Genomic DNA, 16,360 nt, shown 5'->3' on the forward strand with positions numbered 1-16,360 from the left:
TGTTTGTATGTTAATTTTTCTGAAAAAATATTAATATAATCATCAAATTGTTTCTGTTCTATTGCTTCAGAAGAACGCAGGTGTATTGTATCTATCTCATTTAGAGTTTTTCAGTGTCAGTCTTAATCATTTTAGTCTGTCTATATATGTGTTTTTTTTGCATTACCGCAAACGTGTTGTGTACTGGCTTTAATCATTTTTCTTCCCACTCTAAATTCAAGTATAGCAAGGAGTAATACTATTGCAATTTCAATTAAGATATATACCCACCCTAAATTAGTAATTGTCCCAAAATGATAAAACATGAACCCTATTGATATACAACAATATATTAAATTCAGTACTGCGATTCCTTTTAAGAGTTGTCCAGTTCTTTGATGTGTTTTTCGATAACAATAGAAATCATAGGTTGCAAAGAATATTGGCATTATGGTAAGAAGATATAATGTTGAAGAAGGAATTCCAAAGATTATTTCAAATTTAACCAATACAACTCCTAATAAAAAGGCTGATAGAATTGCTCCAAATCCGTCTATCAAAAAGAGTTTTTTCGGATTCAGTTCAGCTTTAGTTATTAAATGTTCAATTAGCATATTCTAACTCCTATTCTGGTTTTTCTGCGCTTGCACTACGTTCAGTATAAGAAACGTAGGGCAGGTGATAAGCACTATCGTTTCGGTTTATATTTAGCGGACTTTGTTAATATTCACAGACCTTTCGGTTTAGCACAAACGCCCTATGTTTTTATACCGTGTTAGCAATTCGGCCTTTATTCCATTCATTTTTCTTCATAATGTAAAAGTTATGAGGAAGATTCTCGTAATCAAATTTATTAACTTTGGACATTCTATTTTTTTTCAGCTTCATTAAGTGTTTTAATCGGATTATTTCCTAAATAAGTATGCACTTCTGGTTCGGAGTCAAGTTCAAACATTTCTTGAGTATCTTGTTCCTATTTTTCTTACAATTTAAAACTATTTTTTATATTAGAAATATGTATTTGTGTAATTGCACCAAAATAGCATATTGTTGGTATGTTTTTGTGTAGGGTTACAATAACAGTTATATTTTTACTAGACTTAAAATTAAACGCAGATCTACTAGCTAGTCCTACTTTTGTTTCTACTTTTACATAGAATTATAAAAGGTTTAGATGTTAGATTATGTGGTAATTGGTGGTGCACAAGCTGGGTTAGCTATGGCGTACCATTTAAAAATGATGAAAAAAGAGTTTGTTGTACTAGATGGCGAAAAAGAAATTGGAGCTTCTTGGTTAAATAGATGGGACTCTTTAAAATTATTTACACCAACCCAATATAATCACTTACCTGGTTTAAAATTTAATGCCCCTAAAGGCCATTACCCAACCAAAGTAGAAGTTGCCAATTACTTTAAATTATATGTAAAAGAGTTTGCTATACCGGTACAGTTAAACACATTGGTTACTGCGGTACGCAAAACAGAAGAAGGTTTTTTTATTACCCATAAAGATGGCGAGTTAGCGGCTAAGAATGTAGTTATTGCCACAGGGCCTTTTCATACACCATATACACCGCCTTGCAACACAAAAATTGCAGACAACGTATTGCAAATGCATAGCAACTATTACAAGGGTGTACACCAATTGCAAGACGGTGACGCTTTAGTTGTTGGTGGCGGGGATTCTGGATACCAAATATTAAACGAGATCTCTAAGGATGCTTCTAGAACGGTTTATTTTTCTGGGGATACTACAGTAAAATCTATACCGCAACACTTTTTGGGTAAAACAATTTGGTGGTGGTTTACCTTGGTTGGTTTTTTAAGCTATAGCAAGTATAGTTGGATCGGGAAAAAAATAAACTCGTCTACCCAACCCGTTATAGGTACAGATGTTAAAGAAATTCTTTCTAGAAAAAATGTAATATCGGTTGGTAGAACAAAAGATGCCTTGCAAAACGAGATTGTGTTTAAAACCAAAAAAGTTTCTACCATTAAAAACATTGTATGGGCAACAGGCTACAGACCCAATTTTAAGTGGATTGAAGGTCTTGAGCTAGATGCAGATAGTTACCCTAAAAATTACAGAGGCGTTAGTAATATTACTGGCTTGTATTTTATTGGCTTACCGTGGATGTTTACACGTGGTTCTGCTACTTTAGGTGGCGTGTCTAAAGATGCTAGTTACTTGGCAAGTGTTATGCAAGATAACGACTAGTTGCTAATTACTGTCTGTAGATTTATGGTTTAAACGTTCTATAAACTTGTCTACATTAAACTTAATATCGTCTTCGCCAATTTGGTCAAAAGGGTTTTCTAAATGTTCTTGTATGTTTTCTAAGCTAACAAGAATCATAGTTAAGAGTATAGGAATTACAAACTCTAACCCCCAAGACATTTCTTCTGCTTTAAAAGCAAAATAAGGACCGTAAACAATTGGGAGTACTTTTATAAATAAAGAACTAAAAGCACGTAGTGTTCTTGGTGTTCTGTATTGGTAAATGTGTTTTATAGACTCAAAAGAAATCATCATTTTTTGTAAATACTGATTTGTTCTAGAGCATTCTCCAGCAGACAAGCCTTCTCCTCTTAACTCGTGTTTTATGTATAGAGAAAAGTCAGAGAAACTATCGTACACACGTTTTTCATTCTCTATTAAATCTGACTTTGGACTGGTAAACATAATTTTAAAGTTGCTAAAAAAATCGTATATTATGTTGTTCATCTTTGTTACATTCTCTGGTTTTGGAGCATCTATCCAATCTCTAGAAACAAAGTATATAGCACGTAAATAACCTTTAATAGCTGCATATTCTTTTAAAGCAGCTTCTCTTCTTTTATACGCACCACCAATAGAAAATACAATAGGAAAAATAATAGACGTAGCAACCAAGGTTAACGGAAACTCAGCTTCATATTTAAAATGAATGCATATTGCTGTAGAAATAACAGCTAATCCAGAAATTAGTAAGGTTTGAAGATTTACAATTAGAAGAAATCTTTTAATGTGAAGTTTCATTTTATAGAGTTAAAAACAACGTGCTAGCGTATGGTTAGTTTGTATTAAACGCCTAATTTAGGAAATAGAAACCAAATAGAATACGTGCCGCAATTTTAGCAGGCGTCCTTGTGCTACATTATTACTTAAATAGGGTGTTTATTGTTTTATGTTATTTCATTTTTTAAGAAGATTAGAGACTATTTTGTGTCTAGATTTTAACGCTCCCAAACACTATAATTACTAAAGCTCCATTCTCCGTTTTCTTTTACGAGCTTTCCGCAGCAACCAGCGCCTTCTATTTTATAATTCAGTGCAAAATAAGCTATGTCTTTGCCTATTTCTATTTTATTAAATACGACATAATCTTTAATTTCTTCTTTTTCTAATTCAGACATTGATAGTATGCTAACCGTTTGTCCAAATTTATTCAGGATTAAACGTTTATTAATTAATTTAGATTCTAACACTTTTACAGGCAACCTTTCTTTTAATTCTTGATGGTAAATCCATTGAATTTCAGGAAGGTCAAGTGTTTTTTGAACAATTATTTGAGTCTCATTAATAGCTGGTTGGGAAATTGAATTTCTGGCGTAAGATAGATTTTCTCCTGCGTTTTTTGATATGTATTTACAAGAAGTAAATACTAAAAACAATATTAAAACACGAACTATATTTTTCATTTTGTTTGTTTTTATTGCTTCTTTATTCCATGTAGATTTTACTAGTAAGGACAAGAATTCTTATCTTATAAAAATCAAGTTCAAGATCTTCTTCTATTAGTAGTTTTAAAAGCGCTACAACAAGTGAGTTAGGTGAATATTGATTGCTTATTACTTTCTCAAAAGCTTTAAAAGTAGAGTTGTTGTACTGTTCAGATTCGTTTTTAGTTATTTTCTGACATTCTCGAACTTTATCACTGTTTGGACTTTCAATTGTTTGTAGTTGTGCTATAAAAAATTTAGAAGGAACTTTGTTTAACCCTTTTCCGTCTGCAAATTTTTGCAAAAGTTGTAAGTAACTTTTTCCACTTGGGTCCGTTATTATTTTTTCCTTAATTAGTAAATTTTGGTAAGAGCTAATTTTATTTTTAAATGCTATTCCATTATCAGAAAAAGCCTCGTAGGTACATGCTGTAAGTGCATTTTCAATTCTATTATTTTGTGCTAGGCAAGATGTTATAAAAAAAGCGAATAGTATGTTTAGTAGAATCTTGGTTTTCATAAGTTACCTAAATTATGTCACTGTTATTTTTAAGAAGTAAACAAAAGATTATTTTACGTCTTGTATTTGTGAGCGCTAAAAGTAGCGGTTTTACCTTTTGAAAAAAAAGCCAAAGGTATAAGCGTAGACGTAAAATATATATTCGTTCTACAATTGAAAATGTGCTAGGTTAAGTTTGGTTTTGCACTAAAAACAAACTTTATTACTTAGGTTTCTAGCTGCACTTGCTGTAAAACGATTACTTTGAATATAATAACTTTGGTATTTTGCAAATAGGCTTGAACTAGATAATTAATTATACTCGGTTTTTTTTGCAGTATTTTTGTTTTTCATTCTTTTTTTGTGCTTCCTTTTTTGTAGGTTCTCTGAAAATAATTTTAATAGCTCCATAGCTATATGCTGATCTTTTAGAGGAATAGGAATATAGTCTTTTTTTATAATATCATCATCATGCCCACTTTCATATACTTTTATAGTGGCATTAAAACATAAATTAGCAATTTCATCTATTTCTTCAATGGTAATTTCGTTTAATGACATCTGCTGGTTGTTCCTGTAGAAATTCAAAATATGATTACTACCTAGAATTTGCCCTTCATTAAAAAAGACTATTTTTCTTGTGCTTGAGTTTAATTCTGCACTCAGTGGCTTTATCTTTTGAATATATAATAAGAATACAAAGCATATTAATAAAAGTAGACTTATTAACCCCAAAACAATAAAAGTGGTCAAATCTTGTTTTACAGTGCCTATAAAACACAATAAAAGGGCTATGGGTAATACTATAAAAGTTAATTTTCTAATTATTTTTTTAGTAGATTTTAAATCTTTACCTACAAAAGCATTCCACTCTTCTTTTTCGTAAAAAAATGTATAATATGGTATTGTACGTTTAGTAGTAACATTTCTTTTAAATTTTCTAGAGTTGCCAATAGATGTTATAACATATGTCATAAATAGGCCGTACAAAATAATTAAGGGGTAGTATGCTAAATAGGCTTTATCTTCAGAAACAAACATTAAAAAAACAGCAACAGGAGTAGTGAAAATCATAAAAATAATGAAACGAAAGAATACTATTATATTAAGTGTTTTGTATTCCGGGTTCATTGGTGAATTATTGCTAGTTGGCTTGTATAATAATAATTTCGAGGCTGTATGGTCTGTTTTCTAGAGGAAAATTATACGTTAGCAAATGTGTACTAACTCTTGATTAAGCTTCTAATTTATAAAATAAAAATTGAATATAAAACCTAGGAGTCTCAAAGCTTTAGAATTTGTAAAGTAGGCAAGAGGTAGTAATTGCTTATACTTGGTTTTTTGTAATAGTTTTTATTTCCCGAATAGTTTTTTCCAAAATCCTACTTTTTCCTTTTTCTTAACAGAAGCAATATTGGTTACTTCATATATAGCTTTTGATGCTATTTCTCCTTTAGGTAAATTTTGTCTTTTTTCAATTTCAGCAAATTGTTCCATAGCTGTTTGTTGATAAAGTAAAGCGCCTGCTGGATCGCAATTAAACAGGTTAGAGTAGCAAGAAGAATCGTTTAAATCTATAGGGTTTGGTTCTACAACTTCTGTAGCCTCTAATAACCCTAAATTATTATCTTTTGCAAAGTTTAAAGCTTTTAGAAATTCATTAATTCTATTGTGAGAAAACAAATGATCTATTTCTTTTTTAATTTCAGGATCGTTGTTATAATCGTTAATTAGCTCAGTTACTTTGTTTTCTGGAATATAGACACCAGAACAGTAGTTGTTAATTATACGGTTGTTTACATTTTTAGTCAGTTTGTTATTTGGTATAATGTCACTCCAATTTTTAAAATACTTTTGAAGTATTGAGGTTTCTGAAAACGAAAGAGCAGCACCTCTAGTGTAGAAATATTTTTGAAAAAAACCTTGAACAACTGCAACGTAATACCCGTGATTAATATCAAATACAGCATCATCTTTGGTTTCTAAACCGACTTTAATAGTATCTGCATACTTTTCTTTATAAAAGTCTTCAATGTTATTTTCTGATGCTAATTTTTCTATTAGATCTTGGTTGTCTAACACATTAAAATACCATTCATTTATTTGTTTTTCAGAAATTGGATGATAACTTATATCCCAGCCCATATTTTTATGTTTTTACATTATTGTGTACAGTTATTTTTTGCTATTCAAGTATTTTTCTAATGCTTGTTTTAAATTAACAGCCATTTCATAATTCATTTTAGAATCATCAAATTCTACTTTGTTTTTACTACAAAAATCAGTAAATTTTCCCCAACATTTAATATTGAATTCCGTGATTTCATCATACCCTTTTAAAGGGATCATTTTCTGATTTAAAATTCTACCATTTTTAATTGTGTAGATTATTTTAAACGTCCTCAATTTTCTTCCAAGAGCAATATCAATATAGCTACTGTACTCTTCTATGGTTGTTACTGTATTCTCATCTGTAGATTCTAAGCTTATTAATTTAATTTTAGATTCTATTCCTTTTTGAAATAGAATAGTCTCTTTTAGGTGTTCTAGATCTTTAATTTCTAAACTTCCATCAACAAATGTTTCTTTGTAACCTTTATCAACCAGAGTTATTATTTTTGATGTTTTATAATTATTTCTAGCTTTAATGTATAGCTTAATAAGAGCCTCGTTATCAGGAGTGTTGTTGTTTGTAGGGCAAAAACTAGTAAGCGTTATTATTAAAAATAGTGCAGTAAAAAGGTTCTTCATTAGTTTAGTATTGTAAGGTTAGATTGCTGTTAGCAATTATAAGTAGCGATTTTTTTTCAAGAGATATCTGTAAACCCATTATTATCAATCTCTTTAGCCAGTTTTTTAGGAACATGCGCACCTGGAACATCTTTAAAACGCCAAATAGCAAATCTTTTGGTTATTGTCTTATTTTCCATTCTGTTTTTTAGTATGTACTTAACGGTTTGTGTTTGGTTTGTTGTGTGTTTTGGAGAGCGTAATTTTGTTGGTAAGCCTTTTTAAAATTATTCTAGATGTTTGTATTAGTTTAATTTCTCAATATCTATTTTAAGTTGTTCAATATTGTTTTTTATATGTTTCTCAATTTCGGAATAGTCTTTTAAGTTATGTGCTGCAATAGAGTTTACTTGTTCCAATGTTTTGGTGTTAACAACTCTCAACTCATACCCCCATTTTTGTTTGTTACTATCAAAAATTCCTAAGCCTTTATCAAACCGAGTTAATATTAGGTAATCTGCACTTACTTTTTCAATAATTGGCGGACAATATTTTTTATCAAAAACGCCTTGATATGGTACTCCCATCAGAGTTTTTAATGGAAATGGCTTAATGTTAATATTTTCAAAATAGTGTAGTTCTTTTTCTATTATTGGATTAAAATCATAACCGTGTTGAGCGTATTCATATCCATTTGCACATTGAACAACAATTATTTCAAGGGTATCCACTGTTGTCTTGTAATTCAATAAACTTGTATTCTTAACTGTCGTAGAACTATCAGGTATTTCGCTGTCAACATTCTGTTCAATTACATTTTTATTCTTTTTACCAGTTGTGTTACAAGCCATAATTGTTAAAAGAGAACAACATATTAAAAAGTTAAAATATTTCAATTTGTTAATGGGCATATGCTTCAAATGGTTACAAGGTTGTTGTAAGTGATTTTTACGTTTTTTTAAGTACTAAAGTTAGTAAATTAATACAGATAGAATATTCTGCAAGTAATGCTCGTACGTAGGCTATAATTAGCAATGAATTATACACCGTGTTGGCTACCGTTTTTTATAGTCTGTTAATATATGAATCAATCCAATCTTTTACTCTTTCAGCACCTAATATTACTGTTATAATAATTAGTGGAATACCAATCACCCAAGGATCTGAATATATTCTCTTAAATAGAGATTTCTTTTCAGGATTGTTTTTTAAATAGAAAAAATAAAATATATACTTGGGTGTAAATTCATTGTATTTAGTATACTACTATGGGTATTTGTAAAATTAAAATGTAGTATTGTAAATAGGGGTAGACCTTAACTATAAAATATAGTCCAAAATGGCTATTTATATGCTACGTTACTAGATTAGGGCAGTTAGTAATTTATGAATTGAATTATTAGTGTTACTTTTGGTGCTCCAAAATAGATATTATTTAATTTATAGTTTATGCCTTACCAAGATGTGTTTCTTGTTTTCTGGGAGCAAGTAAAAGAAAGTGTAGAAGAAGGTAATTTTGCCAAGTTAACTATGGCAAAAACTATAGGTAAACCAGACTTAAAAAACATATTTGTTAGACCTGTATATTCTAAAGACGGCTTTAAGGTTTTACTTAAGTTTAGGTACAGGTCTAGAGAAACAGAAGATGTGGAAGAGGAGCTTACTTTAGATGAGGCTTTTTTGGTTTTAAAACCACATTTAAGAAAGTCTTTCTTTTCTGTGTTGTTATTTACAACAACTAAAGATGTTATTTTTAAAATTAACAAAAAAGGTGCTGGTAGTATTACAGAGAGTTTACCTTCTTTCCAGAATGTTACACAAGCGCAGTTAGATCAAGAATAAACCGCTCTTGTTCGTTTTTGTTGTGTTTTAGCAAGTCTACTATCTGCTGGCAGGTGTTAGTGTACCTTTTAGGAGATTGTCTTTCAAAAGGCTTGTAATGCAATGTTGTTAGTGTAGAAATAATTAGTAAAAGCTTTTACCTTTTTATAAACCTCTTTTCATTAGAATTGTAAAGATCAAAAATAATTTTTTTACTTCCGTTTTCATCAAAAGGTGTGGCGTATTCAATTAGATTTTCATTTGCATCATAAAATTCAAAATTACCATTAATACCTCCAGTTTTCCAGGTTCCTTTTTTACTTAACCCCATACTTTTATCTCCAGTGAAGTTATAAGTTCCGTTAGCAAACAACTCCAATTTAGAATTGTTGTTTTCTGTTATACGCTCAATAGTTTGTAGTTGGTAAACTCCAGCATAATTGTTAAATTCTGTTTTGTTAAAAGAGGGAATTGCTATTTTATACCAAAAGACAATTATACCAAAACATAACGAGGAAGCAATACCTGTTCCTATAGCTATTTTTTTAAGTTTTGAAGATGTATTAATTATTCCAAATACTAGAAAAATTAAGGATGTTATAAGTAATATGCTGCCAACAATGCTAAAGAATAAGAATAGTAAACTTTCTATCATAGTATTTTTTTGGGTTACTTATAAAAAATAAGTTACTCCCATATTTCAATTAATTCCGTTATGCCTTTTTTAATTCCGCTATAAAAATCACCTTTTTTAAATTCTGGTAGTATTGTTTTTTCTAGTACAGTTGAGCAAATTTCATTAGTTAATACAAGCTCTGTGCCTGTACCGGTGGCTATTGCCATTTCTCTACAAGGTGTACAGACAACTATGGTAAGTCCGTTATTTTTTTCTGCTGTACCTACTCCCCAATGGTTACCTAAATCGGTAGCATATTTCTGAATTTTGGTATAAGGGCTTATGCTATCAACTGTTACTACTTTAATTTGTCTGGTAGTTTTAATATTATAATTGTAAAGAGTTTTTGTTAGTTCATTACGCTGTAATTCAGTTAAAATTTCACTGTAATCGTTTATAATTCCAATAGATTCTGGAAAGGTACTTTTTTTAGTCTCTTGTGCATTTCCCTTGCAAGAAATAAAAACAAAGGTTACAAGTAGAACTACTATTTTAAATGCAGTTTTCATCTTAATTTTCTTTTTAATAGTGCTTGTTATCTTCTGTTTTGTGCTATTCTAGTATTGTAAATTTAAACTATTTGTTTTTATATACATTAATTACCAAAAGTTACGAATATAAAAACAATAGCTACGAAAACAAATTGCTTTTTGATGACTTCTACCTTCCGTTTACTTTAGATGACATAAAAGATATTTTTGACCCCAAAAGGGGTACTAATTTTAATATAAAATAATAGAACTATGGAACAATCAGATTCAGTTAATAAAGATTACTCTTTTAAAGAAGTTAATGATGGTATAGCAATTATAGATTATACAGGGGAAGCTAAAAACATTAGCATACCAGATTACATAAATAATAAGCCTGTACTTTATATCTTTAAAGAGGCTTTTTATAAGAAAGGAATTGAAGCGGTTACATTACCAAGTTTATTAGAATATATAGGTGAAGATGCTTTTTATGTGAATGAATTAAAAGAAATAATAATACCTAATAAAGTGAACAAAATTGGTGGTGGTGCTTTTGGGAGAAATAAAATTGAAAAACTTGTTATAGAGTCTGATATTGAATTTTTACCAATGTTTTGCTTTGTTGGTAATGCACTTACTAGTTTAAATTTACCGGAAACAGTATTAGATATGGCTAACGATTGTTTTGCGGAGAACGAGTTTGTAGAACTGACTATTCCGGAGCATTTAACAGAAATACCAAAGGAAAGTTTTGGAAGTAATAAAAAGCTTAAAAAAGTTACGTTACCAGCAAAGTTCGAAAGCTATAAAAACAGCATTTTTTATGGTTGCGATCTAGAGAATATTATATTTGATATAGTTTAATTCTTATAACAGAATTCTTGGGTTTGGTTATCCTTTCACTTTAAAAAAATATGGTTGTCCAGAAATATTAGGACAACCATATTTTAGTTTTATGCTATTGGGCATAATTTTTTTAACACTAGGTTCTTTGTAAAACTATTTGCAGTCCAGATTAATTAAAAATGTTGTTTTAAGTAGTTGTACCAAAGATAATTTTAGTTGTTTTATAATTGTTGCACTTATTTTTTAATAAGTTTCAAATTCAGAAAAGCGTTCTTCCTTAATGGCAATCCACTCGTTTTTAATGATGCTAAAATAAACATCGGTTCTACTTTCTCCGTTGGGTGCAATGTAGTTATTTCTAAAAACCCCTTCTTTTTTAGCCCCTAAATTTTCAATTGCTTTTAGAGACCTTGAGTTATCTTTATCAGCACTAAACTGTATTCTTCTAAACCCTATTTTTTCAAAACCATATTTTAATAGCTCGTACTTGCATGCTTTGTTTATGCCGGTACCTTGAAATTCGGTTCCATACCAGGTCCAACCAATTTCGCATTTCTGGTTTGCAGTATTTATATTACCGTATCTAGTGCTTCCCACCACTTTATTAGTTAGTTTATCTATAACTAGAAAGGGGTAGCATAAGCCATTGTTTTTATCTTTAATTGTCTTAGAAATGTAGTTTTTAAAACCTTGTTCGTTGTTTATGCTCATACCCATAAACTCCCAGATTTCTTTATCAAAGATTATTTCTTGTAGTTCTTCATTTCGTTTGTCCTCAAAAGGGAGTAGTAGAACGCGATCGTTCTCAAGCTTAATTTTTGTCTTTAGTAGTTTTGGTTTCATTTTTATTTAGATGTAATGGCTTTGTGTATAAAACACTAACTTTTTGGATTAACACAAAGCCAAAGTTTTATATTTTATTTTTTCTTGTCCAAAGCTAAATCCATAAGATTTAGCGACATTATAAATATACACAGACCTTTCGGTTTTACCCTTAAATCCGCATTACGTTTTGGCATTGTTAGCAAATGTTTTTTGCTCCGTATTACTCTAGCTTTTCAAGTTCTATAATAATTGTCCCAAATGTAGAGTTTTCTCGTTCTCCAATATATTTTTTGACCTCAAGGGTAAGAATATTGAAATTCAATTTGTAAGTCCCTTTAATCACTTTAAAACCTTCATCTAATACAATCGTTTTATTTTTCGAGTCTAGAATCCAGTTCCCTTCTATAATATCATCTTGAAAATGATTTTTATAAGTTCCATCTTTTCTGAACTTATAAGTATAGATATAATCTCCTTCTTTTAATTCATTTCCTCTTTCACTTTGGAGTGAAATAATGTTCCAATTACCAACTATTGAATTCTTGTCCGAATTACACGAAAGAAATAGAAAACAAAAGACTATTATAATGTAGTTTTTTAAACCCAATTGTTGTTATTGTAAATGTATGCTAACGTTGTTGTGTATGGTTAGTTGCGTGGTTAAGCAACTAAGTTAGTAAACATTTACGAACCCGTGAATATTCCGCAGGAATATTCGCAAGTAGAGAAGAAAAAAGCAATTAATTATACACGGTGTTGCCAGTAGTTTTTTCTTTCAGTTCATTGTCAATCCAATGTTCATACCAATCGAGAAACGTTATTCTATCTCTATTTTCAACGTAAGGATTAGGATAAATTCCTTGGTCGTTGCATCTGTCGTCAACCCATAAATTACCATATTCTTTTCCGTTAACAACTAAATTCATTGAAACTCCACATCCAAAATTAGAAACTCTTAAAAGTCCATTTGCCCATTTATTTTGAAAATATTCTTTGTCTTTTTGTTCAAAATACTCATCTTCATTTTCGTCAGTTACTTCTCCAAAATCCAAATTCCAATGTTCGGTATGAGGAAAAGGTTTGGATAAGTCATTCAGGTAATTCTTGTCTTTATAATCAAGGTCAGCAAAAAGTCCGTTTTCAATCGGTTCCAATCCGTAATATGGTCCAGCTCCACCATTTCCGATTTTCATTAAAAATTCTTTATATTGAATTGGTAATTTTATGCTGTGACTTTTCTCGAAATCAATTAATTCTTTTTCCGATTTTGTTCGATTAAACAAGTAATTATGCTTTTCAGAACCGAACACTTCAAAATTCTTGTCCAACTGTTTTAATCGGTCAAATTTTGTTTTTATGCGTTCGATTTGTTCTTTCATTTCGTAGGTTTCTTAAATTACTGGCAACGTCTCTGTATATGAAAAGTAGCGTGTAAGTACAGATATACTTTCCCGACTAAATTAACGTTATTAAGTAGACGATGCAAATTGAATTTGGCACGAAATTAGCTATTTTTTATATACATTGTTGGCAGTAGTTATTTTTATTGTAACTTTGTCATCTCTATTTTTCAACAAATAGAAACTTCGTTAGAATATGAAAGAATTTAATTTACATAGAGAAAAAGCTGTAAATAGTCTTTTGTTTGTGATTAATAAACTTGAAAAAGCTGACACTCACAAAACCTACAAAATATTATATTTTGCAGACCAAAAGCATTTATTAAAGTATGGTAGACCAATCTTGGGTGATACTTACGTAAAAATGCAATATGGACCAGTTCCTTCATTTGTCAAAAATGTTGTGGATGAAGATATTGATGGTTTGGAAGAGGTTGTAGCAAAGTATAATCGTTATTTTATAAAGTCTTTAAAAGATGCGAATTTGGATTATTTGTCAGAATCAGATGTCGAATGTTTGCTTGAATCAATTGAAGAAAACAAAAATCTAACTTTTCCTGAACTTACGAGCAAATCTCACGATTTTGCTTATGAAAAATCTAATTGGATTATTGGCTATTCAGATATGGCTAAGGCAATTGGGGCAAGTGATGATGTGTTAAGGTATATTAATCAGCAAATGATTAATGAAAGTATAGAGCTTCGATGAGTTTAGGTGATTTATTTCCTGATAATTTAAAACAAAATTTTGCAGAAAGAAGTATTGATATAGGTAAGTCAATCCTCGTTAAAATTGAAGATATTGATGTAAATTATCCAAAATATGTCATTGTAGTATCTAAAAATGATGATGAATTTTTATTAGCTTACGTTATTATTAATACAGAAATTAATCAAAATGTTTTTCCTACACCTTATCTTAAAAGCCTACACGTTTTAATAGATAAACAAAATCATTCCTTTTTAGATTATGATAGTTATGTGAATTGTTCTGAAATTAGAACTTTCAATAAACAAGATATCATTAATTTCTTAATTGAAAATCCTGAAAGAGCGGTTGGGAATGTTTCAGAAAATGTTTTAAGGTCAATTCATACAACAATTTCAACAGCGAGAACTATTCCTAAGTATCTTAAGGATAAGTTTGGTTTTTAATTACTGCCAACGTCTACGTATAAGAAACGTAGGGCAGTTAACAAGCACTATCGTTTCGGTTTATCACTTAGCTAAATATAAATATTTTGCTTTTATCTTTTCTACAATAAACGCCAAATTTTATATTTAGCGGACTTTGTTAATAAGCCCAAACTTTCGGTTAAGCCACAAATGCCCTATGTTTTTTATACATTGTTGTGGTGCGTTATTTTTTCAGCACGGACTTTACATCAAACCCTGAAATCGAGTTTTCATCAATAAATTCTATTTTTATTCTCTTAAAAATGTCAATTTCTTTCGTGAATTCAGACAACTGTTTTTTACTTTTCTCGATTGATTCTTGATTAACTTTTGCTTTGTCATAAACTACAATGAAAACAGGAACTATTTTTTTATTCGTTAATTTAAAATAATGGTTTGATGTTCTGTTTAACCTGTTTAGAGCTGACTCCAAAATATTAGTTTGTAAAAAGTCCGAAAAGTATTTTATTTCCACTATTCTGTCTGAAAACTTGTTGTTTTTCGAACGTAATAAGATATCGACATCATATTTTTTGTCAATTTTAATATCTGTGTAAATACTAAAATTAGGGCTGTTATAGCTTTCAAATAATTCTGCAACTTTTTTCTCAACGTCTAAATATTTCTTGAATACTTTTTGCTGTATTTGATTTGGATTACTACTTTCTCCAATTTGAATTTCATTCAAATCTCTACTGATATTTTGTAATTTTTCTGTCGCAGATTGTTTTTCAATTTGTAGGTCTAAAATTAGTATTTCTTTGTCAAATCGTTCATCGATTTTCGATTGTCTTTCAAACCATCTGCGAAGTCCCCAAATAATTAACCCAATACCACTTAAAGATAGTACAAGTGGAATCCAATTTATAATACATTGGATAAATGCAACTTTTTTCTGCTTATCAAGAATAAGTGATTGAATAGGTTCTTGAAATTCGTTAAACTCTTTAGTTGTTATAAATAATCCAAAATCTTCTTTTAAATACAAGTATGGCGTCAATACAGCAAGTCCAATTAGAACAAGTCCAATTGAAACTAAAAATTTATTGATATCTCCGTATTCTATTTTTTGCAAACTTATTCTATTTAATAATTAATTTTCCGTCAAAAGTTGAGCCTGATATTTTGAATAAAACGGCATCTGGATTTATTTGAATGTCTGTAAATATTTCTTCAAAACCTTCATTGTTTCTCATTAAAATAGTACATAATGGGCTATTTTTTTTATGTTTTTTATTTTTAATAAGAATTTGATATCCTTCCTTCGTTTCTTGCCAATCATTTTCCTTAAATTCTAAGGTATAAGGTTGAGATGAAAAATAGGTTATCAAAGAACCCGAAATCAACATAAAAACACCCAAATATTTCATTCCATTAATAACTGTTAATCCTTCATCAAGGTTGTCAAAAAATATTCCAGATATAGCAATCAAAAAACCAATGATTGATAAAGTAAGTCCTAATTTTCTGTTTTTCATAATTGGTTTTTCTAATGCACCACAACGTTCTAGTATAAGAATAGTTGCGGGTTTACGTGCGAGGATTTTCCGAAGGAAAATCAGACGTAGTAAATTTGCAACGACCTTTGTTTAAGCCCAAAATTGAGCGATTATTTTTATACATTGTTGGCAATAGTTATTTTACTTTTTTTCCGAGCTTAAATTGCCTTTTCCTTTCCGTTCCATCTTCCTTTAAGCAATATTCGGTTCCGTTTTTCTTTCCGTTAATATATTCGCAACTAAAGGTCATTTTTTCTCCACCATCTCTATAACCCAATTCAAGTCCGTGTTTTTTCTTTCCTAAATATTCGCAACTATAGGAAACTTTTCCATTTGTAAATTGTTCATAAAGTATTTTTAATCCATCATTGTTATAAGTAGTAATTTCAAAAATCTCACTTTTTAGGTCGTAGCTGTATTCTTTTGAAAGAATTAATGGTTTCTTCGGATTATATATGGCTTTATTTGAAACTCTTTTTTCTTTTCCGTTATAGTATAATTTGCTTGATAAAATAATTCCTTTTTCATATTCCTCTTCATAAACTAAATGTCCGCTTTTCCGTTTGCTTTGAGCAATTCCAGTAAAAAGTCCATCATCAGCACTTTTATAAACTAAATCATTGTCAATGTAAACTTCTTTCATTCCAATTATTTCTTGTGAAATAAGCTTATTGAAAGTAAAAAACATCAATAGAATAAGAAAGTTTCTCATTTGGTTTTAATTATTGCCAACG

Annotated in this window: 22 protein-coding genes; 5 read left to right on the plus strand and 17 right to left on the minus strand. The window is 29.8% G+C overall.

The genetic code is table 11. From position 1 onward, the window contains the following. Window positions 1-140: 140 nt before the first annotated feature. Window positions 141-539: a hypothetical protein gene (locus BT107_RS12895; protein WP_244543125.1), complete on the minus strand. Its 399-nt coding sequence runs from the start codon at window positions 537-539 to the stop codon at window positions 141-143. Window positions 540-1,153: 614 nt separating this feature from the next. On the opposite strand from BT107_RS12895, the gene BT107_RS12900 reads away from it, so the two are divergent. After that, window positions 1,154-2,197 (plus strand): flavin-containing monooxygenase, encoded by a 1,044-nt coding sequence (locus BT107_RS12900; RefSeq protein ID WP_072304223.1) that lies wholly within the window; start codon window positions 1,154-1,156, stop codon window positions 2,195-2,197. 3 nt (window positions 2,198-2,200) lie between these two features. Here the strand turns inward: BT107_RS12900 and BT107_RS12905 are convergent, their stop codons facing one another. The 8 genes from BT107_RS12905 to BT107_RS12935 form a co-directional block, all read right to left on the minus strand. Next, complete coding sequence (locus BT107_RS12905) at window positions 2,201-2,998, minus strand: hypothetical protein (RefSeq protein ID WP_072304224.1); 798 nt, start codon at window positions 2,996-2,998, stop codon at window positions 2,201-2,203. 197 nt (window positions 2,999-3,195) lie between these two features. Then, window positions 3,196-3,660: a hypothetical protein gene (locus BT107_RS12910; RefSeq protein ID WP_139254318.1), complete on the minus strand. Its 465-nt coding sequence runs from the start codon at window positions 3,658-3,660 to the stop codon at window positions 3,196-3,198. A gap of 22 nt (window positions 3,661-3,682) precedes the next feature. After that, window positions 3,683-4,201, minus strand: coding sequence for a hypothetical protein (locus tag BT107_RS12915; RefSeq protein WP_072304226.1), 519 nt, complete (start codon window positions 4,199-4,201; stop codon window positions 3,683-3,685). Between the two features lie 291 nt (window positions 4,202-4,492). Next, complete coding sequence (locus BT107_RS12920) at window positions 4,493-5,254, minus strand: hypothetical protein (protein WP_072304227.1); 762 nt, start codon at window positions 5,252-5,254, stop codon at window positions 4,493-4,495. A 279-nt stretch (window positions 5,255-5,533) separates the two neighbouring features. Next, window positions 5,534-6,325, minus strand: coding sequence for a hypothetical protein (locus BT107_RS12925; protein ID WP_072304228.1), 792 nt, complete (start codon window positions 6,323-6,325; stop codon window positions 5,534-5,536). Between the two features lie 30 nt (window positions 6,326-6,355). Beyond that, entirely contained in the window at window positions 6,356-6,931 is a 576-nt protein-coding gene (locus BT107_RS12930; RefSeq protein ID WP_072304229.1) for a hypothetical protein, read from the minus strand. A gap of 56 nt (window positions 6,932-6,987) precedes the next feature. Beyond that, complete coding sequence (locus BT107_RS17735) at window positions 6,988-7,110, minus strand: hypothetical protein (RefSeq protein WP_280173627.1); 123 nt, start codon at window positions 7,108-7,110, stop codon at window positions 6,988-6,990. Window positions 7,111-7,215: 105 nt separating this feature from the next. After that, a complete protein-coding gene (locus BT107_RS12935) occupies window positions 7,216-7,761 on the minus strand; it encodes a hypothetical protein (protein ID WP_072304230.1) in 546 nt (181 codons plus the stop codon). 598 nt (window positions 7,762-8,359) lie between these two features. Here BT107_RS12935 and BT107_RS12940 point away from each other — a divergent pair. Next, window positions 8,360-8,752: a hypothetical protein gene (locus BT107_RS12940; protein WP_072304231.1), complete on the plus strand. Its 393-nt coding sequence runs from the start codon at window positions 8,360-8,362 to the stop codon at window positions 8,750-8,752. A gap of 136 nt (window positions 8,753-8,888) precedes the next feature. On the opposite strand, the gene BT107_RS12945 is transcribed toward BT107_RS12940, so the two are convergent. Both BT107_RS12945 and BT107_RS12950 read right to left on the minus strand, forming a co-directional pair. Further along, window positions 8,889-9,386, minus strand: a complete 498-nt coding sequence (locus BT107_RS12945; protein WP_072304232.1) for a hypothetical protein — start codon at window positions 9,384-9,386, stop codon at window positions 8,889-8,891. A 32-nt stretch (window positions 9,387-9,418) separates the two neighbouring features. Further along, window positions 9,419-9,916, minus strand: coding sequence for a TPM domain-containing protein (locus tag BT107_RS12950; RefSeq protein ID WP_072304233.1), 498 nt, complete (start codon window positions 9,914-9,916; stop codon window positions 9,419-9,421). A 234-nt stretch (window positions 9,917-10,150) separates the two neighbouring features. On the opposite strand from BT107_RS12950, the gene BT107_RS12955 reads away from it, so the two are divergent. Then, entirely contained in the window at window positions 10,151-10,744 is a 594-nt protein-coding gene (locus BT107_RS12955) for a leucine-rich repeat domain-containing protein (RefSeq protein ID WP_072304234.1), read from the plus strand. 225 nt (window positions 10,745-10,969) lie between these two features. Here BT107_RS12955 and BT107_RS12960 read toward each other — a convergent pair whose 3' ends face one another. The 3 genes from BT107_RS12960 to BT107_RS12970 form a co-directional block, all read right to left on the minus strand. Then, a complete protein-coding gene (locus BT107_RS12960; RefSeq protein ID WP_072304235.1) occupies window positions 10,970-11,569 on the minus strand; it encodes a GNAT family N-acetyltransferase in 600 nt (199 codons plus the stop codon). Window positions 11,570-11,771: 202 nt separating this feature from the next. After that, entirely contained in the window at window positions 11,772-12,158 is a 387-nt protein-coding gene (locus BT107_RS12965; RefSeq protein WP_072304236.1) for an SH3 domain-containing protein, read from the minus strand. Window positions 12,159-12,291: 133 nt separating this feature from the next. Continuing rightward, window positions 12,292-12,930 (minus strand): SMI1/KNR4 family protein, encoded by a 639-nt coding sequence (locus tag BT107_RS12970; RefSeq protein WP_072304237.1) that lies wholly within the window; start codon window positions 12,928-12,930, stop codon window positions 12,292-12,294. Window positions 12,931-13,147: 217 nt separating this feature from the next. Here BT107_RS12970 and BT107_RS12975 point away from each other — a divergent pair, with 217 nt between their 5' ends. Next, window positions 13,148-13,660: a Panacea domain-containing protein gene (locus tag BT107_RS12975; protein ID WP_072304238.1), complete on the plus strand. Its 513-nt coding sequence runs from the start codon at window positions 13,148-13,150 to the stop codon at window positions 13,658-13,660. Further along, window positions 13,657-14,106 carry a hypothetical protein gene (locus BT107_RS12980; RefSeq protein ID WP_072304239.1) on the plus strand — a complete coding sequence of 150 codons (450 nt, stop codon included), beginning with the start codon at window positions 13,657-13,659 and terminating at the stop codon, window positions 14,104-14,106. Before BT107_RS12975 ends, BT107_RS12980 begins: the two co-directional genes overlap by 4 nt. A gap of 205 nt (window positions 14,107-14,311) precedes the next feature. On the opposite strand, the gene BT107_RS12985 is transcribed toward BT107_RS12980, so the two are convergent. From BT107_RS12985 to BT107_RS12995, 3 genes are all read right to left on the minus strand, one after another. Continuing rightward, the gene (locus tag BT107_RS12985) at window positions 14,312-15,202 is read right to left on the minus strand and encodes a hypothetical protein (RefSeq protein WP_072304240.1); all 891 of its coding nucleotides are present in this window, start codon (window positions 15,200-15,202) and stop codon (window positions 14,312-14,314) included. A gap of 7 nt (window positions 15,203-15,209) precedes the next feature. After that, a complete protein-coding gene (locus tag BT107_RS12990; protein WP_072304241.1) occupies window positions 15,210-15,605 on the minus strand; it encodes a hypothetical protein in 396 nt (131 codons plus the stop codon). A gap of 157 nt (window positions 15,606-15,762) precedes the next feature. After that, a complete protein-coding gene (locus BT107_RS12995; protein ID WP_139254319.1) occupies window positions 15,763-16,269 on the minus strand; it encodes a hypothetical protein in 507 nt (168 codons plus the stop codon). Window positions 16,270-16,360: the final 91 nt, after the last annotated feature.

Source organism: Cellulophaga fucicola (assembly GCF_900119145.1).
Classification (GTDB): domain Bacteria; phylum Bacteroidota; class Bacteroidia; order Flavobacteriales; family Flavobacteriaceae; genus Cellulophaga; species Cellulophaga fucicola.

Excerpts from the sequence above, each read along its gene's own strand:
- BT107_RS12905 (WP_072304224.1), bottom strand. The coding sequence starts at position 2,998 with ATGAAACTTCACATTAAAAGATTTCTTCTAATTGTAAATCTTCAAACC.
- BT107_RS12975 (WP_072304238.1), top strand. The coding sequence starts at position 13,148 with ATGAAAGAATTTAATTTACATAGAGAAAAAGCTGTAAATAGTCTTTTG.
- BT107_RS12960 (WP_072304235.1), bottom strand. The coding sequence starts at position 11,569 with ATGAAACCAAAACTACTAAAGACAAAAATTAAGCTTGAGAACGATCGC.
- BT107_RS12925 (WP_072304228.1), bottom strand. The coding sequence starts at position 6,325 with ATGGGCTGGGATATAAGTTATCATCCAATTTCTGAAAAACAAATAAAT.
- BT107_RS12935 (WP_072304230.1), bottom strand. The coding sequence starts at position 7,761 with ATGGCTTGTAACACAACTGGTAAAAAGAATAAAAATGTAATTGAACAG.
- BT107_RS12930 (WP_072304229.1), bottom strand. The coding sequence starts at position 6,931 with ATGAAGAACCTTTTTACTGCACTATTTTTAATAATAACGCTTACTAGT.
- BT107_RS12900 (WP_072304223.1), top strand. The coding sequence starts at position 1,154 with ATGTTAGATTATGTGGTAATTGGTGGTGCACAAGCTGGGTTAGCTATG.
- BT107_RS12955 (WP_072304234.1), top strand. The coding sequence starts at position 10,151 with ATGGAACAATCAGATTCAGTTAATAAAGATTACTCTTTTAAAGAAGTT.
- BT107_RS12940 (WP_072304231.1), top strand. The coding sequence starts at position 8,360 with ATGCCTTACCAAGATGTGTTTCTTGTTTTCTGGGAGCAAGTAAAAGAA.
- BT107_RS12915 (WP_072304226.1), bottom strand. The coding sequence starts at position 4,201 with ATGAAAACCAAGATTCTACTAAACATACTATTCGCTTTTTTTATAACA.
- BT107_RS12910 (WP_139254318.1), bottom strand. The coding sequence starts at position 3,660 with ATGAAAAATATAGTTCGTGTTTTAATATTGTTTTTAGTATTTACTTCT.
- BT107_RS12980 (WP_072304239.1), top strand. The coding sequence starts at position 13,657 with ATGAGTTTAGGTGATTTATTTCCTGATAATTTAAAACAAAATTTTGCA.
- BT107_RS12950 (WP_072304233.1), bottom strand. The coding sequence starts at position 9,916 with ATGAAAACTGCATTTAAAATAGTAGTTCTACTTGTAACCTTTGTTTTT.
- BT107_RS12990 (WP_072304241.1), bottom strand. The coding sequence starts at position 15,605 with ATGAAAAACAGAAAATTAGGACTTACTTTATCAATCATTGGTTTTTTG.
- BT107_RS12995 (WP_139254319.1), bottom strand. The coding sequence starts at position 16,269 with ATGAAAGAAGTTTACATTGACAATGATTTAGTTTATAAAAGTGCTGAT.
- BT107_RS17735 (WP_280173627.1), bottom strand. The coding sequence starts at position 7,110 with ATGGAAAATAAGACAATAACCAAAAGATTTGCTATTTGGCGTTTTAAA.
- BT107_RS12970 (WP_072304237.1), bottom strand. The coding sequence starts at position 12,930 with ATGAAAGAACAAATCGAACGCATAAAAACAAAATTTGACCGATTAAAA.
- BT107_RS12945 (WP_072304232.1), bottom strand. The coding sequence starts at position 9,386 with ATGATAGAAAGTTTACTATTCTTATTCTTTAGCATTGTTGGCAGCATA.
- BT107_RS12920 (WP_072304227.1), bottom strand. The coding sequence starts at position 5,254 with ATGATTTTCACTACTCCTGTTGCTGTTTTTTTAATGTTTGTTTCTGAA.